Source organism: Salinibacterium sp. ZJ450 (assembly GCF_011751885.2).
GTDB lineage: Bacteria > Actinomycetota > Actinomycetes > Actinomycetales > Microbacteriaceae > Ruicaihuangia.
The window spans coordinates 2,611,621-2,632,376 of the sequence record NZ_CP061771.1; the positions used below are offsets into that span (position 1 = coordinate 2,611,621).

At 67.2% G+C, this 20,756-nt stretch carries 16 protein-coding genes and 1 tRNA gene; 2 read left to right on the plus strand and 15 right to left on the minus strand.

What is annotated here, in order from left to right:
- Window positions 1-11 precede the first annotated feature (11 nt).
- Window positions 12-1,238 carry an APC family permease gene (locus tag HCT51_RS12585; RefSeq protein ID WP_224760481.1) on the minus strand — a complete coding sequence of 409 codons (1,227 nt, stop codon included), beginning with the start codon at window positions 1,236-1,238 and terminating at the stop codon, window positions 12-14.
- Between the two features lie 142 nt (window positions 1,239-1,380).
- Here HCT51_RS12585 and HCT51_RS12590 point away from each other — a divergent pair, with 142 nt between their 5' ends.
- The gene (locus HCT51_RS12590) at window positions 1,381-1,722 is read left to right on the plus strand and encodes a hypothetical protein (protein ID WP_166878417.1); all 342 of its coding nucleotides are present in this window, start codon (window positions 1,381-1,383) and stop codon (window positions 1,720-1,722) included.
- 67 nt (window positions 1,723-1,789) lie between these two features.
- On the opposite strand, the gene HCT51_RS12595 is transcribed toward HCT51_RS12590, so the two are convergent.
- From HCT51_RS12595 to HCT51_RS12605, 3 genes are all read right to left on the minus strand, one after another.
- Entirely contained in the window at window positions 1,790-2,767 is a 978-nt protein-coding gene (locus tag HCT51_RS12595) for a ribose-phosphate diphosphokinase (RefSeq protein WP_166878421.1), read from the minus strand.
- A 36-nt stretch (window positions 2,768-2,803) separates the two neighbouring features.
- Window positions 2,804-4,240: a bifunctional UDP-N-acetylglucosamine diphosphorylase/glucosamine-1-phosphate N-acetyltransferase GlmU gene (gene glmU / locus HCT51_RS12600; protein WP_166878424.1), complete on the minus strand. Its 1,437-nt coding sequence runs from the start codon at window positions 4,238-4,240 to the stop codon at window positions 2,804-2,806.
- A 47-nt stretch (window positions 4,241-4,287) separates the two neighbouring features.
- Window positions 4,288-4,359, minus strand: a tRNA-Gln gene (locus HCT51_RS12605).
- A gap of 140 nt (window positions 4,360-4,499) precedes the next feature.
- Between HCT51_RS12605 and HCT51_RS12610 the strand changes: the two genes are divergently transcribed.
- Complete coding sequence (locus HCT51_RS12610; protein ID WP_166878427.1) at window positions 4,500-5,006, plus strand: MarR family winged helix-turn-helix transcriptional regulator; 507 nt, start codon at window positions 4,500-4,502, stop codon at window positions 5,004-5,006.
- 27 nt (window positions 5,007-5,033) lie between these two features.
- On the opposite strand, the gene pstS (HCT51_RS12615) is transcribed toward HCT51_RS12610, so the two are convergent.
- The 11 genes from pstS (HCT51_RS12615) to pstC all read right to left on the minus strand — a co-directional run bounded on the left by pstS (HCT51_RS12615) (window position 5,034) and on the right by pstC (window position 20,626).
- Window positions 5,034-6,695, minus strand: coding sequence for a phosphate ABC transporter substrate-binding protein PstS (gene pstS, locus HCT51_RS12615; protein WP_224760482.1), 1,662 nt, complete (start codon window positions 6,693-6,695; stop codon window positions 5,034-5,036).
- 52 nt (window positions 6,696-6,747) lie between these two features.
- Complete coding sequence (locus tag HCT51_RS12620; RefSeq protein WP_166878907.1) at window positions 6,748-7,548, minus strand: phosphate ABC transporter ATP-binding protein; 801 nt, start codon at window positions 7,546-7,548, stop codon at window positions 6,748-6,750.
- Window positions 7,549-7,707: 159 nt separating this feature from the next.
- Window positions 7,708-8,559, minus strand: coding sequence for a sortase (locus HCT51_RS12625; RefSeq protein ID WP_224760483.1), 852 nt, complete (start codon window positions 8,557-8,559; stop codon window positions 7,708-7,710).
- A gap of 200 nt (window positions 8,560-8,759) precedes the next feature.
- Window positions 8,760-9,584, minus strand: a complete 825-nt coding sequence (locus tag HCT51_RS12630; protein ID WP_166878430.1) for a hypothetical protein — start codon at window positions 9,582-9,584, stop codon at window positions 8,760-8,762.
- A complete protein-coding gene (locus HCT51_RS12635; protein WP_166878433.1) occupies window positions 9,581-10,705 on the minus strand; it encodes a WxL protein peptidoglycan domain-containing protein in 1,125 nt (374 codons plus the stop codon). Before HCT51_RS12635 ends, HCT51_RS12630 begins: the two co-directional genes overlap by 4 nt.
- Window positions 10,706-10,903: 198 nt before the next feature.
- Window positions 10,904-12,598 (minus strand): hypothetical protein, encoded by a 1,695-nt coding sequence (locus tag HCT51_RS12640; protein ID WP_166878436.1) that lies wholly within the window; start codon window positions 12,596-12,598, stop codon window positions 10,904-10,906.
- A gap of 95 nt (window positions 12,599-12,693) precedes the next feature.
- The gene (locus HCT51_RS12645; RefSeq protein ID WP_191413615.1) at window positions 12,694-13,776 is read right to left on the minus strand and encodes a hypothetical protein; all 1,083 of its coding nucleotides are present in this window, start codon (window positions 13,774-13,776) and stop codon (window positions 12,694-12,696) included.
- A 226-nt stretch (window positions 13,777-14,002) separates the two neighbouring features.
- On the minus strand, window positions 14,003-16,669 hold the full coding sequence (locus HCT51_RS12650) for a hypothetical protein (protein ID WP_166878442.1): 2,667 nt from the start codon (window positions 16,667-16,669) through the stop codon (window positions 14,003-14,005).
- On the minus strand, window positions 16,666-18,336 hold the full coding sequence (gene pstS / locus HCT51_RS12655) for a phosphate ABC transporter substrate-binding protein PstS (protein WP_166878445.1): 1,671 nt from the start codon (window positions 18,334-18,336) through the stop codon (window positions 16,666-16,668). The genes HCT51_RS12650 and pstS (HCT51_RS12655) overlap by 4 nt, the downstream gene beginning before the upstream one ends.
- Window positions 18,333-19,589: a phosphate ABC transporter permease PstA gene (gene pstA, locus HCT51_RS12660; protein ID WP_166878448.1), complete on the minus strand. Its 1,257-nt coding sequence runs from the start codon at window positions 19,587-19,589 to the stop codon at window positions 18,333-18,335. Before pstA ends, pstS (HCT51_RS12655) begins: the two co-directional genes overlap by 4 nt.
- The gene (gene pstC, locus HCT51_RS12665) at window positions 19,589-20,626 is read right to left on the minus strand and encodes a phosphate ABC transporter permease subunit PstC (RefSeq protein WP_166878451.1); all 1,038 of its coding nucleotides are present in this window, start codon (window positions 20,624-20,626) and stop codon (window positions 19,589-19,591) included. Before pstC ends, pstA begins: the two co-directional genes overlap by 1 nt.
- Window positions 20,627-20,756: the final 130 nt, after the last annotated feature.

Below are 20,756 nucleotides of genomic sequence, written 5' to 3' on the forward strand. Positions count from 1 at the left end.
CGCCGCAGCGGTCAGCGCGTGCGGGCTCTCCGCAGCGTGACCGCCCGCGCCGCGAACCCGAGCGCGAGCATCGCGGCGGCGCCGAGAATCGCCTGCCACGGCAGGGTGAAGGCCAGCAGCACGCAGCCGAGCACGCCGACAACCTGCACGATCCGGGGAAGCCAGCGCTCGACATCCGTCTGTCTGAACGCCGACAGGTGCGCAATCGCGTAATAGATCAGCACCGCGCAACTGGAGAACGAGACCAGGCGAGTGGGATCGAGGAACAGGATGCCGGCGACCGCGAGCAGCGCGACGGTGACCTCCGCCACGATCGGGGCGTTGGTGCGCGGCGACACGTGGGCGAGGGCTCCGGGCAGGTCGCGGTTGCGGGCCATGGCGAGGCTGGTGCGGCTGAGTCCGGCAAGGATGCCCATCAGCGAACCCAGGCAGGCCAGGGCGGCGAGCACGCGCACCACCGGATCCCAGCCGCCGCTGACCAGCTCGGTCAGTGGTGAGGCGGATGCCGCCAGCCGCTGCTCCCCCAACCCGACCAGGCTCACCCAGCCGACGCAGGCGTAGACCACCAGCGCGATGGCGAGCGCGATGATGATGGCCCGCGGCAGGGTGTGCCGGGGGTCGCGCACCTCCTCGCCGAGGGTGGCCATGCGGGCGTATCCGGCGAACGCGAAGAACATCAGCCCGGCCGACTGCAGGATGCCGTACCAGCCCGCCTCGAAGTCCAGCGTGAACGGCTGCGCGGCGGCACCCTGCCCGAGCGCGGTGCCGATCAGCACGGCGAGTCCGGTGAGGGTGATTGTCACGATCACGGTGCTGACGCGGGCGGTGCTCCGGATGCCGCTGGCATTCAGCACCGCGAACACCACGACGGCCCCGACCGCGACCGTGCGCGCGTGCTCCGGCCAGAGGTAGCTGCCGGCGATCAGCGCGATGGCGCCGGCCGACGCGGTCTTGCCGCAGAGGAACAGCCAGCCTGCGGCGAACCCCCACCACGGGCCGATGGTCGCTCGGCCGTAAGCGTATGTGCCGCCGGATACCGGGTACACCATGGCCAGCTGCGCGGAACTGAGCGCGTTCAGCGAGGCCACCGCGGCCGCGATCAGCAAGCCGACGAGCAGAGCCGAGCCCGCGACATCCGCTGCCGGTGCCCAGACGAAGAAGACGCCGGCGCCCATCATCGAGGCGAGTCCGATGACGATGGCGTGGCCGGTGCCGAGTCGCCGCTGCAGTTGGTTCACCCAGCCACGCTACCTGCGAGAGGTGAACGGGGTGTGGCCGGATCCGCGCCGTTTGTGCGCGCAAGTGGGCGTATAGAGCGCCGGCAAAGCGCCGAGTTGCGCGCACAAACGGTGCGGGGCGTGCCGTGACAGGATGGAACGCGTGCACCCCGAGCTAGACGAGTACGAGCCCCACCCGCAACGCAAGCCGCGCCGACAGTGGATGATGCGGGCCGTGGTGTGGCTTGCCGTGCTCGCGCTTGTGCTGCCGGGCATCCTGGTGACCGCGAGCACCGCGTCGGCAACCGCTCACCGCTCATGCGCGGCGTACGTGGCGTCGCTCGGCGTGCCCGACTATGACGTGCGGTTCGAGTGGTTCACGCCAGCGGGCACCGGATGGCACTGCTTCGCGGTGCAGGGTGACCGCGAGACCCTGGTGTGGCTGATGGGGCTGATCCCCGGCGGTCCGCCCGCCGAGCCGCGCTCACCGCTGCAGCAGAGCTGAGCGACGGGCGAACAGGCGCGGGCGGGTGCCGGCGCCGGCACCGGCGGTCACCCGAAGGCGTAGCCCCTTACGCCGCCCCGTCGAACATCGAGGTGACCGAGTCGTCCTCGAACACCGCGCGCACGGCGCGGGCGATCAGTGGCGCGATCGGCAACACCGTCAGGCGGTCCCAGCGCTTCTCATCGGCGACCGGAAGCGTGTCGGTGACGACGACCTCGTCGATGAACTCGCTCTGCAGCAGCTCGGTGGCCGGCGGGCTGAACACGGCGTGCGTAGCGGCGACCACGACGCCGGTGGCTCCGGCGGTCTTCAGCGCCTCGGCGGCCTTCACGATGGTGCGGCCAGTGTCGATCATGTCGTCGACGAGCAGGCAGATGCGGCCCTCCACCTCACCGACGATCTCGTGCACCGAGATCTGGTTCGGCACCAGCGGGTCGCGGCGCTTGTGGATGATGGCGAGCGGGGCGCCGAGCTTGTCGCTCCACATGTCGGCGACGCGCACGCGGCCCATGTCAGGCGACACCACGGTCAGGGTCGACGGGTCGAGCTTGGCCTGGAAGTGCTTCAGCAGCACCGGCATCGCGAACAGGTGGTCGACCGGGCCGTCGAAGAAGCCCTGGATCTGCGCTGCGTGCAGGTCGACGCTCATGATGCGGTCGGCGCCGGCCACCTTGAACAGGTCGGCGACGAGGCGGGCCGAGATCGGCTCGCGGCCGCGGCCCTTCTTGTCCTGCCGGGCGTACGGGTAGAACGGGGCGACCACGGTGATGCGCTTCGCCGAGGCGCGCTTCAGGGCGTCGACCATGATCAGCTGCTCCATGAGCGCCTCGTTGATCGGCGCGCCGTGCGACTGGATCACGAACGCGTCGCTGCCGCGCACGCTCTCATCGAAGCGGGCATAGATCTCACCGTTCGCAAAGGTGCGGGCTTCGGTGGGAACCAGCTCTGAACCAAGTGCTGAGGCGATGTCCTTGGCGAGCTGTGGATGAGCCCTGCCGCTGACTAATACGAGTCGTTTTTCGCCGCTGACCTTGATGCCGGACACTTATCCCGCTCTCTGCCGGTGATCCGGCGATTATGACTAGGAGGCGGTCGCGTCGGATGCCGCAGCAGCCGCTTGCGCGGCAGCGGTACCCGGACGGTTGGCCTCGACCCAGCCAGTCATGTTTCGCTGCGGAGCCACATTGATTGCCAGAGCGCCCGCCGGTACGTCTTTACGTACCACGGTGCCGGCGCCCGTGTAAGCTCCGTCGCCAATTCTAACCGGCGCGACGAAGACGTTATGCGACCCCGTGCGCACGTGCGATCCGACCACGGTCTTGTGCTTGTTCACCCCGTCGTAGTTGGCGGTGATGGTGCCGGCACCGATGTTCGATCCCTCGCCCACCGTGGTGTCGCCGATGTAGCTGAGGTGCGGCACCTTGCTGCCGACGCCGATGTGGCTGTTTTTGGTCTCGACGAAGGTGCCGATCTTGCCGTCGGCGTCGAGGTAGGTGCCGGGACGCAGGTACGCGAACGGGCCAACGGATGCCCCGGCGCCGATCACCGCGAGCGTGCCGTCGGTGCGCTTGACCACGGCGTTCTCGCCGATCTCGCAGTCGAGCAGGGTGGTGTCCGGGCCGATCTTGGCGCCGCGCTCCACCACGGTGGCACCCTTGATCTGCGTGCCAGGCAGGATCTCGACATCCGGTGCCAATTTCGCCTTCAAATCGATCCAGGTGGATGCCGGATCCTGCACGGTAACCCCGGCGCGCTGCCAGCCGCGCACGATCAGCTGGTTCAGGCGCAGCGCGGCGTCGGCCAGCTGCACCCGGTCGTTGATGCCGGCGACGATCCACGGCTCGCTGACCGGCACGGCGGCGACGGTGTCACCGGCGCCGCGCAGCAGGCTGACGGCATCCGTCAGGTACTTCTCGTTCTGCGCGTTATCGGTGCCGATTCGCGGCAGCACCGTGCGCAGGGCGCGCACGCTGAACACGTAGGTGCCGGAGTTGATCTCGGTGATCGCCAGTTCGTCGGCGGTGGCGTCCTTCTGCTCGACGATGCGGTCGAGGCCGCCGTCGACCGAGCGCACGACCCGGCCGTAGCCGGTGGCGTCGTCGAGAATGGCCGAGAGCACAGTGGCGGATGCCGCGGCGGCACGATGCGCCTCGATCAGGGCGGTCACCGTTCCCGCGTCGAGCAGTGGAACGTCCCCGCTGACCACGACCACGTCACCCTCGAAGTCGGCCGGCAGCGCGTCGACGCCGAGCTCGACTGCGCGACCGGTGCCGGGCAGGTCGTCCTGGTCGACGATCAGAGTCTCGGGCAGCAGCTCGCTGATCGCGCTCGCCACCGCGTCACGCTCGTGCCGCACCACGGCGACCACGTGCGCGGCGTGCAGCTCGCGGGCGGTGGCGAGCACGTGCCCCACCAGCGGAACTCCCGCGATCGGATGCAGCACCTTCGGCGTCGCGGACTTCATGCGGGTGCCTTCACCGGCAGCAAGCACGATGATGGCGAGGTGGGTGTCGGTCACGTGGGTATCCCCCTGTTGCTCAGGCCTGGTGCTGCGCCGGTTTCGAGCTCCGCCTCCAGGACTCGAACCTGGACCTAACAGCTCCAAAGGCTGTCGTGCTGCCATTACACCAAAGCGGACCGCGCGGTTTGCGCGGAACAAGTCTGCCAGATTGAGTGGTGTGCCGGATGTCGGGCGCTGAGGTCTCCCGTTTGGTCCACCCTCCGTTGGTTGAGGAGCGAGCGCCAGCGAGCGTCTCGAAACCCTAGATAATGGGGGGATGCCCGCCCACGACGAGGTCGACCGTATTGTCGACGCCTGGTTGCGCGAGCGCCCCGACCTCGACTTCGCACCGCTGCAGGTGCTCAGTCGTGTCGCGCGGCTCTCGAAGCACCTCGACCGGGCGCGCCGTGCGGCATTCGGCGAGTCCGGGTTGGAGCCGTGGGAGTTCGACGTGCTCTCCGCCCTGCGCCGCGCCGGGTCCCCGTACCAGCTGAGCCCGAAGGCGCTGCTGCAGCAGACCTTGGTCTCGAGCGGCACCATGACCAACCGCATCGACCGGCTGGTGGAGCGTCAGCTGGTGGAACGCCGCACCGACCCGCACGACGGCCGCGGCATCCTGGTCTCGATGACCGCGCTAGGACGTGAACGAGTGGATGCCGCGATCGCCACGCTGCTCGTGGCCGAGCGGGAGCTGCTCGACGCCCTCTCCCCCGCCGACCAGGATCGGCTGGCGGGGCTGCTGCGCAAGCTCAGCCTCGACTTCGACGCGCCGGATGTCGACTGAGCTGTAGCTCTCCCGAGATCGAGGCGATCAGCGAGGCAGCAGCGTGAGGGTGAGCGTCGAGCGGTAGGTCCCTGCCTGTGCACTGATGGGTGCCCGGAGGTTCAGCTCGGCGCCGAGGGCGAATCCATCTTCGGTGGTCCACGAGTCGGGTTCGCCGCTGGCCAGGGGCGCCGAGTAGTTCGCCGAACCCGCCTCCTGAGGTGAACCCAACGCGATGCCGGGAAGGAGGCTCGTCGCCGTGGGCGCATACCCGAGCGCGCTCGAACGGATCGTCTTCGCGGCATCCGCGGTGTGGACGAAGTCGTGCACGTCGATTCGGAGGTCCCAGCCCGTCAGGTGGTCGCGGTCGTCGATGACCCGGATGTCGCCCAGCTCGTGCCCCGTGGTCACCCGATTCCGTCGCACCTCTCCGAGATCGATGTCGGTGAGCGAAGCCACCAGCGCGAAGACGTTCGTCGTAACGACGCTGACACTGAGCGCCGACCCGTTCTCGGGCACGGTCGGTCGGGCATCGCGGTCACTCTCCGACGGACTCGGGGCTGTCGCGAGCAACATGTTCGATGTGATCGTGTCGCCGGGTGCAAACGTCGGGTTCGCGCAGCCCTGCAGTTCGAAACCGGACGCCCCCGGGATGCTCGCGATGCGTGAGCTCGCCTCCTGTACGAGATTGATCGGCAGCGGTGCGTAACCGAGCGCGTCGGCACGCTGCTGTCCCTCGCAAACCGCATACGACGCGACGGCGCCGAGCGTTCGGCCCTTGTTCTCGGTGAACACGCCGCCGACCTCGGTCGGCACGATCATGTAGGAGTAGGTTGAGAGCGGGTAGGCCCTGGCATCCAGGCTGTTGTAGACCCCCGCAAGTTGCTGCACGCCCTGCGCGTCGGTTTGGGCTCCCAGCAATGCGATGGACACCGCAGGTGCGGTGGGTGCCACGTAGTATCCCGCTTCGTTGAGCACCTTGGCCGCGGGGAAACCCGCCTCAAGTGCGTAAGAGTTCTCGACGTAAGTGATCGCACCGTCGCCGTAACCCTGGCTCACGTACCCCGCGACACCTGACGAACCGGCCTGCGCCTTCCCGTTTGCCGGCGTCGGGAACCGCTGGGTCGCACCGTGCGGCCAGATCGACGGATACTGGGTCGACATCCAGCCCGTGAACTGCGCGGTCGATCCCGACCAGTCGGAGCGCACCACCGGCACGATCTCCTTGTCGGGCATCACCAGCCCCGGGTTATCGGCTTGGATCGCCGGGTCGTTCCAGTTCGTGATCGCACCGGCGAAGATCTTCGTAATCGTCTCGCCAGACAGCCGCAGATCGGTGACCCTTTGGCCGTCGATCTTCAGGTGATACATGAACGCCGTGCCGCCTGCGACAAGCGGCACATACGTGTACCCGCGCGGCGGTACCTCGGGCGCCGAGCCGTCTTCGGGGTTGGGCTGGAACGGAAGCTCGCTCACCGCGAAATCGACGGCGCCCTGGATGAAGTCGCGACGACCGGCCGTCGACCCGACGCCGGAGTAGTTCACCACGATCCCGTCGTCTTGCGCCACATCGGTTCTCCAATGGGCGATCGCGTTCTGCGACCATGTCGAGCCCGTGCCGGTGATCGGCTCCCACGAGTCCACCGCCCGCGCCGTTTCCACTGGCGACACGGCTGAGAACGCGATCAATCCCACGAGGAGCAGTGCCACCCGCCCCGCCGTACGCCGCCGACCCGCGGCATCCGTCACCCGAAGCATCGCGTTATCCGAACCGGCCGTTCACGTAGTCGTAGGTGCGTGGGTCGATCGGGTCGCCGAACATGGCTTCCGTGTCGCCGTGCTCGACGATGCCGCCGGGCGTGCCCTGCGAGGCGAGGAAGAACGCGCACTGCTGTGAGACGCGCTGCGCCTGCTGCATGTTGTGCGTGACGATCACGATCGTCACCTCCTGCGCCAGCTCGAGCATCGTCTCCTCGATCACCCGGGTGGAGGTTGGGTCAAGTGCGGAGCAGGGCTCGTCCATGAGCAGCACTCGGGGCTTGACCGCGAGCGAGCGCGCGATGCACAGCCGCTGCTGCTGCCCACCGGACAGGCCGGCACCCGGGGCGCGCAGCCGGTCCTTGACCTCTTTCCACAGGCCCGCCTTGGTGAGGCAGGACTCCACCAGCGCGTCCTTCTCGTCGCGCGACGCGCGGGTGCCGGTCAGCTTCAGCCCGGCGATGACGTTGTCGTAGATCGACTGCGCCGGGAACGGGTTCGGCTTCTGGAACACCATCCCGATGTCCTTGCGCGCATCGACGAGCTTGCGGCTCGGGTCGTAGATGTCCACACCATCCAGCAGCACCTCACCGGCCAGCGACGCCGACGGCACCAGCTCATGCATGCGGTTCAGGATGCGCAAGAACGTCGATTTGCCGCATCCAGACGGACCGATCAGCGAGGTGATCACGCCGGCCTCCATGGTGAGCGACACCCGGTCGAGCACCTGGTGGTCGCCGAACCACGCGGAGATGTTGCGTCCCTCCAGAGCGGCCAGCGGCTCCGGCTGCTGCGGGCTGTCCATCATGGTGGTCGCAGATGCACGTCTCCGTCTGCTGCGGGTGCTCGGCTCGATGCGGTCCCACACGGCGGAGGCGAACCCGGGGCGTTGAGGGGCGGGCAACACCTGCGTGCGGTCATCGGTGGGGTTCGGGTCGGTCATGGTCACTCGATTCATTGACATCTACAGCAGATTCGGGAGGAGTCTCACGATCTCGCCCGTGACCCACAGGCCAGCGACGAGAGTGAGCGGTACAAAGACGATCCAGGTGCGCCGCGTGCCGACGTTGCGGAAGGCCCACACCGCGGCAATCTCGACGGCCACGAGGAACTGCAGCGCGAACACCAGCGCCCACACCATCGAGGTGTCGCCGCTCAGCTCGCGGTCGGCCTCGGGCAGGGTGAAGAAGTTCGTCAGCCTGGCACCCGAGGGTTGAGCTTCGCTGGTGAGGCGCGCGTCGACGCGGGCGATTCCCGACGGCGAATAGGGAATGCCCCGCGCGGTGGTGAGAACGACACGGCTCTCGCCCGCTTTCAAGGGCGGCGGAGCGGGGTCGCCCGCATACCGCAGCCCCATCACCTCAAACGTGTGCTCGCCCTGGCCCGTGACGATTGTGAGCACGTCACCGGGCGCGAGTTCCTGCAGACGGGCGAACGGGCCGCCGTAGGCAGCCGCACGGCCCATGATGACGCTGACACCGGCCTGCCCGGGCAGCATAGTGTCACGGCGGTGCCCAGGCCCGGCCTGCGTTGTGGCGGAGTCGGTGCCCTCGACAACGACCTCTCTCACGCCAAGCTTCGGAATCTCAAGCAGGGCAACCGGCGCGCCGTCGGGAAGCAACACGTTATGCACGTCGCCCTCGCTCACCGGCGCGACGCCCTCTTCCAGCTGGTCGCGGAACGTGTCACTCAGCTGCTGCTGCGACACGAGGTGCCGCACCTGGCCCACGACCGTGACGTTCAGCACGAGCGCCAGCAGCAGTACCGCTGTCGCGATCAGGATGCCGCGGATCAACCGGTCCCGCGGCGACAGCACGACGGGCGGGGGCGCCGGCTTCGGCAGCCGCTTCGGGGGTTGCGGTGGCCGTGCGCCTTTAGGAAGCCTCGGGCCCTTGGGCGGCTTTGGCGGCTTAGGCGGTCTCGGCGGCTGGGCGTGCCTGCGCAGACGCCGCGTGTCGTTTTGTGGGTCGCCAACGGGGGCAGGCGGGTCGCTGGCCGGGGCAATGCTGGGGAGACTCATGCCGGCGTGCCCTCCAGCCCGAGCCGTGAGCGGGTGCCACGAGCTCCGGACCCCCACCACAGCAGTCCGCCGAGACCGCCGAGACCGGCGACAACGGACAGCCCGAACAGCGGCGGCAGCACGATGAGCGTGTCGCGGGTGATGGTCGACAACTGGGTGTTCTCAACCTGCTTGGGCGGGGTGAACTGCAGGAAGCCGTTGAGCACGCCGAACTGGCCGAGGCTGCTGAAGGTCACGCTGATGCGGCGGGTCTCTTTCGGCTCGAGCTTGTTCACGCGCACGTGCTGTTCCTCGGCGATTCGCGCACCGACGGCGTTGGTGATCCAGAAGCGCGCGGTCGAGTTGAACGTGGTCGACGACGTGTTGCGGACGGTGAAGCTGAGCGTGATGGATCCGTTCTCGGGTGTGAATGTTGGGGAGACCGTAGCGGTCAGTCCACTGAGCGCGAGGATGCCGCCCAGGTCCGACGGTTTGTCACCGAGTGCTTCCTCGGCCTCAGCGGGGTCGGTAATGGTTTCTTGCTCGACGTCGCCACCCGGTGGCCGTCCGGGGTTGCGGTCCGGGTCTCGCCCTGGCGGGGTCGCCGGCGGCCCGCTCGGTCTGGGCGTGGTGGTCGGCGAGGGCGTTGGCGAAGCGGTCGGTGTGGCGATGGGTGTGGGAACGGGCTCTTCCGTCACCGTGACAGACAGGTTGCTGTCCGCTTCAGGCTCGGCGGCAACCGCGCGGCCCACTGTCGTCGCGGCGAGGCTAGCGATCGCCGCGACGACGAGAATGCTGACACCTAACGCCGTCCGCGCGGTGCCCCAGTGCCTGCGGCTCACGTGTCGCTCGCGCCGGACGCGCTGGCGCCCACAGGCTCCTTGACCTCGTCAGCAGCTCGCTCGGCCTCGATCTTGCGACGAGCCTCGTTCTCGGTGTGCTCAATCCAGGCGGCGGCGCGCTTCGCGTCCACGGTACGACGCCAGCGGCGGAAGACGAAGACCAGTGCGACGAGGGCGATGAGGATGCCGAGGACCCACGGGAGGGCGATGAGCACCGAATCGCGCGAGGTCTCGGCTACCGGCAGGCGCTTGCTGCTGTCACTATCGTCGACGAACGGCTTGAGGGTGACCCACGGGTTGAGGTAACCCCAGGCCGCGACGGCGGGAATCTCGGTTTCTACGGTGCGAGTGAAGCCAGGCAGAAGCTCGGGAATTCCTTCGCCCTTGTCCGCCGAGGCAGCAGCGCCGAACCAGGTGCGCACGCCGAGCGAGACATTCGAGGCGAGGGCGATGTTGCCACTGTTCTTCACCGTGTAGTTGACCCGTACGGCGCCCGCGAACGGGTTCCACCAGTCGCCGACATACGAGCTTTCGATCCCACTGATCGTCAGGCCCGGCTGCATCTGGCCCGAGACGCGTGCGTAGATGCGGGTTCCGACGCGCCGGTCAACGGTGACCTGATCACCCGGGGTGACCACCGAGGCGATGAGTCCGCCGACATGGTCACCGGGGGTAGCCTCGGCGGGCAACTCGAGAGAGAACGGCAGCAGGCGGCTCTGGCCCGGACTAAGCGTGAACTCGATGCGGTTCGCCCCGTTTTCGAAACGTACCCACTGGCCGATGGCCTTTGGCTCCTCGTCGGTCGGCAGCAGCGCGAACTCGCCCTCTTCCCCGTTGAAGGCGTCGGTGCCCACGATCGTGAAGTTCTGCTCGGTGGTACCGGTGTTGGCCACCAGAAGATGGTCGTCGGTGCGCTGCCCGGGATCCACCTTGTAGCTGAATCGTGTGCGGCCGTCCGGGTTTCCGTCGGCGCTCGCCGGTCGGGCAGAGACACCGATCTTGTCCTCGGCGTGCGCCGGCGCGGCAAACCCGACTGGGACGGCAATGAGTAGGGCAGCGAAGGCGAACAGAGTGGAGCGAATGCGCTTACGGGCGCGCATGAGTTCGGGTGAAGTGAGCACGCCCTATTTCCGCATTCGGCGGTAACCGACCGGGTGCGAGGCCTTTACCAAAACATGAACGACGACTGGACGAGGATGGATGCCACGGAAACGGTCAGCATCTTGCGAGCCGCCGAAACGACAGTGCGGGAGGCCGCGAACGACCTCCCGCACTGCTTATTCAGTTATGCCTGTCGGGCTGACTGCCCGTCACAAGAGTTACTTGGTGACGAGGGTGAGGGTCAGCTTCGAGGTGTACGTGCCCTTCTTTGCCGACGCGGGAACCGCGAAGGTCAGACCGGCGTCGAACTGCGTGCCGGCCTCGAAGGTCGAGGAGTTGGCGTTACCCTCGGCGAACAGCGCCGAGCCTGCGCCCGAACCGGCAACCTGAGCCGGGGCCAGCGAGACGCCGACGGGCAGGGTGCTGACGGCCTTGGGCGCGATGCCCAGGGCAGCCTTGTTGATCACGTCGCCCGCAGCAGCGGGGATCTCGTCGCCCGAGTTCACGAAGTCAGCGGCGGCGGCGCTCAGGGTCCAACCCGGCAGCAGGTCGCGGTCGTCGACCACGGTGAAGGCGCCGAGGTCAACCTCGGTGGTGGTGGTGCCACGCTTGGTTGCACCGAGGTTAGCAGCGGTGTTGACGCTTTCGAGCGCGAACTTGTTGCTGGTGAGCGCCTTGACGGTCAGGTCGGTCTCGCTGTCGGTGTCGTCGAGGACGAGGGTGAAGGTACCCCACGCGACGACCTGGTCGCTGCCGTCGAAGAGCGCGATCGTGTGGTCGCCGTTGCCGAGAGCCGCGGCGTCGATCGTGACGATACCGGAGCCGTCGGTGGTGACGTTGCCGAGGTCGGTCTCGGTCGACCAGCCGATTGCCTTGAACGTCTGGTTGGCGTTCGCGGTACCAGCGTCGATCGTCACAACCGAGTTGCCCGCGGCCGGGTTCGGGATGTTGATCTCGTTCGCGGCACCAGTGGTCGGCTTCAGGTCGTCCCAATCGAAGGTGCTGGTAGCAATCCAGGCAACCTCGACCTCGCCACCATCGGCAGCGCCGTTCTGATCTTCCACAAGGGCGAAGCGGGTGCCGTCAACGATGCCAGCCGGCACGGTGTTGGTGGCGGTGCCGTCGGCGCCCAGCGTGACCGTGGCCACCTTGCCGGTGCCCTCAGCCCACACGTCGACGGTCTTGTTGGCGTTCGCCACAGTCGCGTCGATGTTCAGGTTGCCGTCGCGGATCTCCGCGGTGGCGCCAGCCGTGGCGGCGAAGTTCGCGAAGTCAGGAGCGAACGCGACTGCCTGCTCAAGCACCATCGGGCTGACGGTGTAGTTACCCGTGCCGGCCTCGATGTTGATCTCGCGGTAGACCACGCCGGCAACCTGTACACCGTTGGAGTAGGTGTATCCGATGCCGTACCAGAAGGAACCACCAGCGGCGATGTCATCGGCGATGCCGCCGGGGCCCCCGACTCCGAAGGAGTCAAGTGTCATCTCCGGGGTCAGCGTTCCACCGTTGGGGCCAGCTGCGCTGTCATTGGCGTAGGCGTTCCAGGTGTTCAGACCGCCCATGAGATCCACGTCGTTCTTTTCCGCGAGGAAGCGGTACACCTCGGTGAACGGCGTGGCACCGCTGACCGGGCGCGTGGCGGCCGGGTTCGTCTCGGCGAGGAAGTCGACGTCGTCGGCGGCGGCGAACAGGTACTCGTCGCGCGTGAAGACTCGGTTCGGGTCGACGTCGGCGCGCACTGCTTCGGAGTCGAAGAGGAAGAATCCGCCCTTCGAGCCCGCCGCGGCGGAGCCGACCGGCTGCGGGTCCACGGGGTCGCCGGGGGCGGCGTTCGCTGCGGTCACGCCGCCGCCCAGGAGGGCGAGGCTGAGGGCACCGGCCGCGGCCGCGCCCCACTTCTTGCTGATGTTCATGAGATTCCTTCTTGTAAGTGTCGAGATGATGCTTCGAAGGTGATACGGGTGGGGTGCCGGGCGGGCGAGTTCACCCGCCCACCCGGCTAGTCAGATCAGGAGAGGTTGGCGCGGGTGGGGGTGGTGGTTGAAGGCGCGAGGAAGCCGAACTTCTTCTTCACCGAACCGGCCTGGCCGGGCAGGGTGCTCTGGGTGTTGCCGAGCTTGCTGGTGGCGTTGCTCACGAGGTTGGCGAGCTTGGCGTCATACACCGGGTCGCCGACGGTGACGCGGGCGTTCTGGACAACGACGTAGGTGTCGCGGCCCCACGTGGTGTTGTCGTAGAACGGCTTGTTCGGGACCATCGAGGCGCCCGTGCCGGTGACGGCCGGGGTGCCGGCGATCGGCGAGCCGATCTTGACACCGGCTCCGCGGCGGTCGACGCCCGCACCGGTGTTCTGCGCCACCCACTGGGCGGCCGACATCGCGGTGACCGCATTGGCCGGGAAGGCCGAGCCGTCGGCGAGGTTCTTGGTGTCGTGCTCCTGGCCGACAACGACGCAGCCGCCCTCGGAGACCTCGAGCATGGATCCCTCGGTGACGTTGATCTTGGCGATGAAGTCCTTACGTGTGCCGGAACCCGCCTGAGGGATCACGGGCGTGACGGTGACACCACCGACCGTGGTGATGGTGCACTCGAAGAGGCCCTCGAGCGTCGCCTGGTCGATGCTGTCGAATGCCGCGTTGGCACCACCCGAGTGCGCGTACGACAGGGCGTCGCGACCGAACGGGATGTACAGCAGCGGACCCGTGGGGTTGGCTGCGGCACCGGCGCCCGACGACGAGCGCGCGACGTCAACCTGGCCGGTGATCGTGACACCGACGGGCGAGCCGGGCGTGGCCGAGGTGTATGCTCCGCCGTCGATCGAGCGGCTGAGCGCCTTAACGCCGTCGCCCGAGCCGTTGGGACGGCCAAAACGGGCGCCGTTGGGCTTGGTCTGGATCCACGTCGAACCCGTGGCGTCAAACGAGCCGATGGTGGAGTCGCCGGCGAGCGAACGGACGGAGCCGCCCGAGATGCTGGTGCCGTTGGCAAGTGCGTTCATGACGTCCTGCAACGTGTCCGAGCCCACGACCACGACGCTGCTCGACACCGGCTCGGCGTATGCCGCGCTGCTGACTACGAGCGAGGCAGCCACGCCGGCAACAGCAACCGCTGCTACAATTTTCTTCTTGTTCACAATTTCCTTTTTCTCGAGGGGGTTTTGTGCGACAAACGCCTGCTTGGTCAAGCGGGCGTATTGGCGGCTCCCCTGCACGGGGGCCGCCAAGTCTGTTTGGGCCGAATGTCTACCCGTGACGAGGCTGGGTGCCTCGGGTAAACACTCGGCGAATTATGGCTTTCTGGGACCTTCTGCAAAGCCGTCATGTTCGGCGCCTGATCCGCGACAGGAGTGGAACCGCCAGTGCCGCCGCGAGCCCGGAGGCCAGTCCGGCGGGCACGGCCGCCGCCGCAGCCCCGATCTCGGGATCGTCCGGGGTCGTCACCCCGGCCAGCGCCCCTGCCGCTTGGCCCGAAGCGTTCGGACTCGTGGGCATGGGCTCAGCTGCGCTCACCGGCGACGGAACCGATCCGCCGCTGGTTCGTGACGGCGTCCCAGACGATGCCTGCGATGCCTGCGATGTCTGCGATGTCTGCGATGCAGGCGTATCCGCGGGAGGCTGCACGATAGCGTATGGATCGATTCCTTGCTCGATCATCTGCGCCGCATTGATGGCCTGGTTGACCCAGCCCTTCGGCAGTGGGGCATAGCCCGGCGGCAGCTCCCCAATGTCCGTCCCCGGCGTCTGGCCCTCGCTCGCAGCGTAACGGATGAGGTTCGCGTAAACCCCGCGGAGTTCGGCATCGGTCTGCAACGGGTTAATCGCCGCGTACACGGGCATGGTCAGCGGGTACGCAGTGGGGGCAGCCTTCGCATTCGCACCGACTGGGTCAAACTGCAACACGTTGGGATGCGCCGCGGTCGGCGACATCGCTGCCGTGGCCGCGAGCATGCCTGCCTCGGTCGGTTGGACGAACTCACCGGCAGGGTTTCGCAGTGACGCGGCAACCGTCTGGTACAGCGCAGCCGCGGGGGCCGTGGTCGCGCCGATGACCTTCTGGCTGCCGAACAGCTCGCGCGCCGACTTGTCGTATTTCGGAGGGATAGAGAACTTATTCCATCCGCCGAGAATCAGCCCATCGGCGCGCAACACATTGTAGGCGCCGTCTGTGAAGCTGGGCGTGAAGGGACGCCACGTGACTAGGTTGACCGTACCCGTGCCGTTAGCAGGATCGCTCACCGTCGTGTCGGGCTTTTCGATCGGGTCGGCCTTCGGGAAGGAATCCGTCGGCAGCACAAGGGGTACGCCCTCTGGGTTCACCGTCGCCAGGACCTCCGTGTTCGTCGAGTACCAGGGGTTGACGACCATGCCCCACTCGTCGGCCTTGCCGTCGAGCCAGGCCCGAGCTTCGGGATCTGCCAGCACGTACTCCCAGACGCGAACCGCAAGATCGGATCGCCCTGACGGGACGAGCATGTCGGCGACCGAAGCCGACACGATGATCTGCGCGGCCCACTCCGCGTCGTTGTACTTGCGAAACTCCGGGTCCTGGATGATGGTGCGCGGATTTTTGCCGGGCTCCCGGAAGCTCTTGTAGCCGATGTGCGACTTGTCGGCTCCGCCCGGAAGCGAATCGACGTACGACGCGGTGAGCAGCTTCGCGACGAGGCGTGGCGTGAGCTTCATCTCGGTCAGCGGTAACCCCGCTCGCGACTTCTGCTCTTGAGTGGCGTCGACCGGGTGCGGCTGCCGGTCGATCGCGAACGAAAACACCACCCCCGACAGCGCGACCGGGGCGTATACCAGCGGGTCCTTAGTGTCGCTGACTCGGCTGAGGTCGAGTGGTCGGGAGACGAAGGCCAGTGGACTCGGTTTCGTGCCGGCCGCCTTGGTCGCAGCATCGGCCTCGTTGCCGGTGCTCAAAACGAACGGAGACCCGTTCTCACCGATACAGAGTTCGGGCTGCCACGATGCCACCGCGCCTGCGACGAGTTCACTTCCTGCCAGATGGCGTTCGGCAGCGCCAATCTCACAGCGAACGCCAAGCGGCTTGAACTCCAGCTTCACGGCGAGGTGGTGTTCCCAGGCATCCCACCACAGGCCAGATTTGCTGTTCGATACCTCGCCCGAGTCGCCCGTGCCACGCGGGATGACGACGAGCCAGCATGACTGGCCCACTGCGGTGTTGTCCGGCTGGACAATCGGCGTCCCGCAGCCGAGCGCAGTGGACTGCATGGCCGTCTGCACCTCGAACGGGACCGATCCGGAGCCGTCGGACCCTGCCGGTGCCCACCTGACTTCGTTGGTCGTGAATCGGGTAAAGAACTGGTTGTTACTCAGATCGACCATCTGCGCTTCCGGCTTGCGCTGGATCTGCCCGCCGGGGGTCGTGGTGAAATTGTCGAGCACACGGTCAGCGGGTGCCTGCTTCTCGTCGACAATGCCTGCGGAATTCGTCGCCACGAACGGGATACCGGTGTAGGCGTAGAACCCGAGGTCGGCGGTGTACTTCGCATCCTCCGGCGCGGTCGTGTCCAACCCCGCGAAGCCGTCACGCTCCGACCCGGCCGCGCGGCCGCCGCCGTACTGGCACGTGCGACGATCGGGGTGACCAGGATTATCGGGGTCCTCGCCCCAGCACTGCGCGATCTGCAGGAAGTTCTCGCCGCCGTGGTTCGTATCGGGACTCTCCGACTTCTTGCTGTTCTTCCAGCTCACGCGAATGCCCTGCGACACCAGATCACTCGTCTGCGAGACCGTGACCTCGAGGTCGGGGAACGGTGCATCCTCAGCGTTGAGCGCGTTGGCTTTGTTGGTCAGTGTCACTGCGCTCGAGGTGAGCGTGTCATCTGCTGCCATCGCGGGGTCAGCGGGAATTACCGCTCCACCCGCACCGACCACCGCGGCCACCACTGTTCCGACCAGGAGACCGGTGATGCCGGCCCGACCCCAGACCGAAGCCCGGGTCACTCTGGCGGCGGCGCTCATTTGTCTGCTCCCGACTTGCGGCGCAGCAGCCACGGAGAGACGACGGGCGGAAGCACGATCGCCGCGAGCAGCAGCAGCACTGCACCGAGCATCGCCGACTGCTGCCAGCCCCAGCGCTCATCGTCAACTGTGAACGGTGAAGCGAGCGCGACACCCGTGATGGCGCCGGTTCCCCCCGAGATCAGGTTGCCGCTCTCGTCGTAGACCGGCGGCGCAGCGACAACTGCCCCGGCTGCACCAGTGCCGCCCGCGGCGCCGGCAGCCGCGCCAGCGCCCGAAGCTCCAGCAGCGCCGCCGGCACCGCCGGCACCGGCACCAGCAGCACCCGCGGCAGCTCCGCCCGTGCCAGACCCGGTCACTGCGGTCTCCTGCTTGGCGCCGGCGGTACCGGTCACACACTGGTTCGGTCCACGCTTGTCGCAGTCAGCCGGCTGCGCCGCCGTGAGCGCGAGCTGGTTGCTGTTCGGCGAGTCACCCGGCTTGAAGGTCGGGTTGTTGCAGGCATTCACGTCGACGCTGGCCGAACCCGCCCCGGGAATGCGCTTGATCTGGTCGAAGCCGGCAAGCACCAGGTTCATCGGTAGTGGCGAATAGCCAAGGTCTTCGGCCTGTTGCTGCCCCTCGCACAGCATATAGCTGGCGAAAGCGCCCAGCGTATTGCCCTTGGCGGTGGTGAACACGCCGCCTACCTCGGTGGGCACGATCATGTACGAGTAGCTGGAGAGCGGATAGGTGCGCGGGTCCGTGCTGTTGTAGACGCCGTCGAGGATCTGCGTCAGGTAATCGGCCGATCCCGCGGTGGTGTTGATCTGCGCCTCCAGTAGGGCGACCGCCACCGAGTCTGCAGTGGGCTCAACGTAGTGGTCGGACGCGTTCAGCACCTTGGCGACCGGGAAGCCCGCCTCAAGCGCGTAGGAGTACTCAACGTACGTGATGGCGCCCTCGCCGTAGCCCTGGCTGACATAGCCGGCCACACCGGACGAGCCGCTCTGCCCCTTGGCGCTGCCGAACAGCGGGTACTGCGATGTCAGCCCACAGGGGTTCGGTCGGTTGACCGTGGCGCAGAAGGCGTTCCAGAGCGACGGATGCTGCTTCGACATCCACAGCGTGAATTGGGCCGTCGATCCCGAGCCGTCCGATCGCACGACGGGCACGATGTTCTTGTCGGGCATCGCCAGGCCCGGGTTGTCCGCGACGATCGCCGGGTCGTTCCACTTCTTGATTCCACCGGTGAAGATCTTAGTGATCGTCTCGCCGGACAGGCGGAGGTTCGTGACCCGCTTGCCGCCAATGTTCAGGTGGTACATGAACGCCGTACCACCGGCGACGATGGGCATGTAAGCGTAGCCGCGCTTCGGCACCTCCGGAGCGGAGTTGTCTTCGGGACGCGACTGGAAGGGGATCTCGCTGACCGCGTAGTCGATGCTGCCCATGATGAAATCACGACGACCGGCCGATGAACCGACGCCCGAGTAGTTCACCGTCATGCCGTAGTTGGATGCCACGTTGGTACGCCACTGGTCGAGCGCGTTCTGCGACCACGTGGATCCGGTTCCGGTAATGACCTCCCACGACGCGGCGTGCGAGGGCATGGCGATTCCGATGGAGAGCAGCGCCACACCGAGGGCGGCGACAAGTCGCTTGAGGCGACGCTTCGGCGGGGTCATCGTGGTTCCTCCAGAGGTGGTGCGGATGCCGCGCGGCGGGCGGCGGTATTGATTCGGGCGGCGTCGCGTGCCGAGGCTGCCCGGGCGGCGCGCTGCTGCCGCGGCGACAGGTTGCCTGCTCCGCGACCGCCGATCAGGCGGGCGATTGCAAAGAGGGCGAGCACCAGCAGCAGCAGCACCGCGGCGGTGCCGAAACCGCGGGCGACGATGTTCGGCTCGGGCGAGCGCACGAAGTCGAACACCTGCAACGGCAGCGAGATCATCGGGCCCTGGAACGGGTTGGTGTTCATCACGTTCGTGATGCCCGAGGTGAGCAGCACGGGCGAGGTCTCGCCGATGCCGCGCGCCGTTCCGAGGATCACCGCGGTGACCAGACCCGAGCGAGCGGTCGGCAGCACCACGTGCCACACCGTGCGCCACCGTGATGCCCCGAGAGCATAGGACGCCTCACGCAGGTTTCCGGCGACCAGTCGAAGCACGACATCCGATGCCCGCACGATGATCGGCAGCATCATCACCGTGATCGCGAGCGCGGCCGCGAAACCCGAGCGCTGATGGGTGAAGACCAGGATGATTGCGGAGTAGACGAACAGGCCGGCGACGATCGAGGGCAGCGCGGTCATCGCGTCGACGATAGTGCGCACGAACCGCGCGAAGCGGCCGCCGATCTCGTTCAGGAACAGGGCGGTGACGATGCCGAGTGGGATCGAGATGGCCAGGGCGATGCCGATCTGGATGAGCGTGCCTACGAGGGCGTGCGCGACACCGCCGACGTCGAGTCCGTCGAGCGGGCCGGCGAACTCCATGTCGTTGAAGAAGAAATTCACGTGGACGAGCGCCTCTTGCCCGCGCAGCAGCGTGAAGATCACGACGAACAGCAGAGCACCGAACAGGATGAGGCCGGCACTCGAGAGCACTACCGTCATGATGCGATCGGTTACTTCGCGTCCGTCGGAGGTGGTGCTTACCAGTAGTGCGTACAGCGCGATGAAGCCGAGGAACGCGACGGCCACGAAGCCGACGATTCCGCTCAGCGGTGCAATCCAGCCGAACAACAACACGGCGATGGCCAAGGCGCCAGCGGCCGCGCCGAGCACGGCGTACTGGTCGTCGAGGCGGGCCGAGCGTACTCGGCGGCGCGGGCCGAGCTCGATTCCGTCGCGGATCGGGATGTTGGTGCGTGCTTCGGCCTCGGGCAGCTCGTCGGTGACGGTGGTGGTGGCGGTTGCGGTGGCGTCGAGTGTGATCGTCATCATCCCTCGCTATCTGCGCCGGACCGGGACCGCGCGACAATCGACGACGCGGTGAAGTTGATCACCAGGGTGATGAGGAAGAGAACGAGGCCCGCCGCCATCAGCGCCGAGAGCGCGAACTCACTCGCCTCGCCGTAGCGCAGGGCGACGAGCGCGGATACCGAGTTGCTGCCGGTCTTCAGCGCCTGCCAGTTGATCGTGAAGATCGGCGAGATGATCATGTAGACCGCGATCGTCTCGCCCAACGCGCGACCGAGGCCGAGCATCGTTCCACCGATGATGCCGCCGCGGCCGAACGGCAGCACGACGGCGCCGATCATGCCCCAGCGCGTGGAGCCGAGCGCGAACGCGGCCTCCCGCTCCCCCGCGGGCGCCTGCATGAACGCTTCGCGCATGATCGAGGTCTGCGTCGGCACCACCATCAGGCCGACCACGATGCCGGCGATGAACGCTGATGAGGTGAAGGCCGACGCGTCGGTCATCGCGGCGCCATCTTGATCGGTCACCGCGAAGAAAGGGATCCAGCCGAAGTAGGTAGAGATCCAGCGCGAGACCGGGATGATGCTCTCCTGTAGGAAGAACACGCCCCACAGTCCGAAGACCACGCTCGGCACGGCGGCCATCAGGTCGACCAGCGTGATGGCCCACTGTTTGAGACGGCCCATCAGTACTTCGGAGATAAGCAGCGAGGTTCCGAGCGCCAGCGGCACCGACACGCACATCGCGATGATGGCGATCATCACGGTGCCGAACAGCACCGCGGCGATGCCGAATGTGCCAGTCTCGGGCGACCACTGCTGCTCGGTGAGGAAGCCGAAGCCGGCGACGGAGATCGCGTCACCGGCACGGAGCGACAGGAACAGGCCGACCGCGAGCATCACGCACACGGTGATGGCGCCCGCCGAGGTGGCGATGGTGCGGAATGCACGGTCGGAGCCGGATGGCTTTGCCTGGAGTGACCGCTTCGGCTGGGTCACCGGGTTGCCGAGTTCGTCCAGGACGTCAGTCCTGGATGTCGCGGGCAGCGTGGTCAGCATTAATTCCTCGGGGCGTAGCGGGGGTTGGCGCATGAAACTGGGTGGGATGAGGTGGGGGTTTGGACGGCTGGCGACGCTGCCGGTTTTACCGTCACGGCCGAGATTCGCCGCGCAAGGTGAACAACAGGCA

Bases quoted from the DNA above. Each gene is read 5' to 3' on its own strand.
- HCT51_RS12610 (WP_166878427.1), top strand. From the start codon at position 4,500: ATGCCCGCCCACGACGAGGTCGACCGTATTGTCGACGCCTGGTTGCGC.
- HCT51_RS12620 (WP_166878907.1), bottom strand. From the start codon at position 7,548: ATGGACAGCCCGCAGCAGCCGGAGCCGCTGGCCGCTCTGGAGGGACGC.
- HCT51_RS12640 (WP_166878436.1), bottom strand. From the start codon at position 12,598: ATGAACATCAGCAAGAAGTGGGGCGCGGCCGCGGCCGGTGCCCTCAGC.
- HCT51_RS12650 (WP_166878442.1), bottom strand. From the start codon at position 16,669: ATGAGCGCCGCCGCCAGAGTGACCCGGGCTTCGGTCTGGGGTCGGGCC.
- pstS (WP_166878445.1), bottom strand. From the start codon at position 18,336: ATGACCCCGCCGAAGCGTCGCCTCAAGCGACTTGTCGCCGCCCTCGGT.
- pstA (WP_166878448.1), bottom strand. From the start codon at position 19,589: ATGACGATCACACTCGACGCCACCGCAACCGCCACCACCACCGTCACC.
- pstC (WP_166878451.1), bottom strand. From the start codon at position 20,626: ATGCTGACCACGCTGCCCGCGACATCCAGGACTGACGTCCTGGACGAA.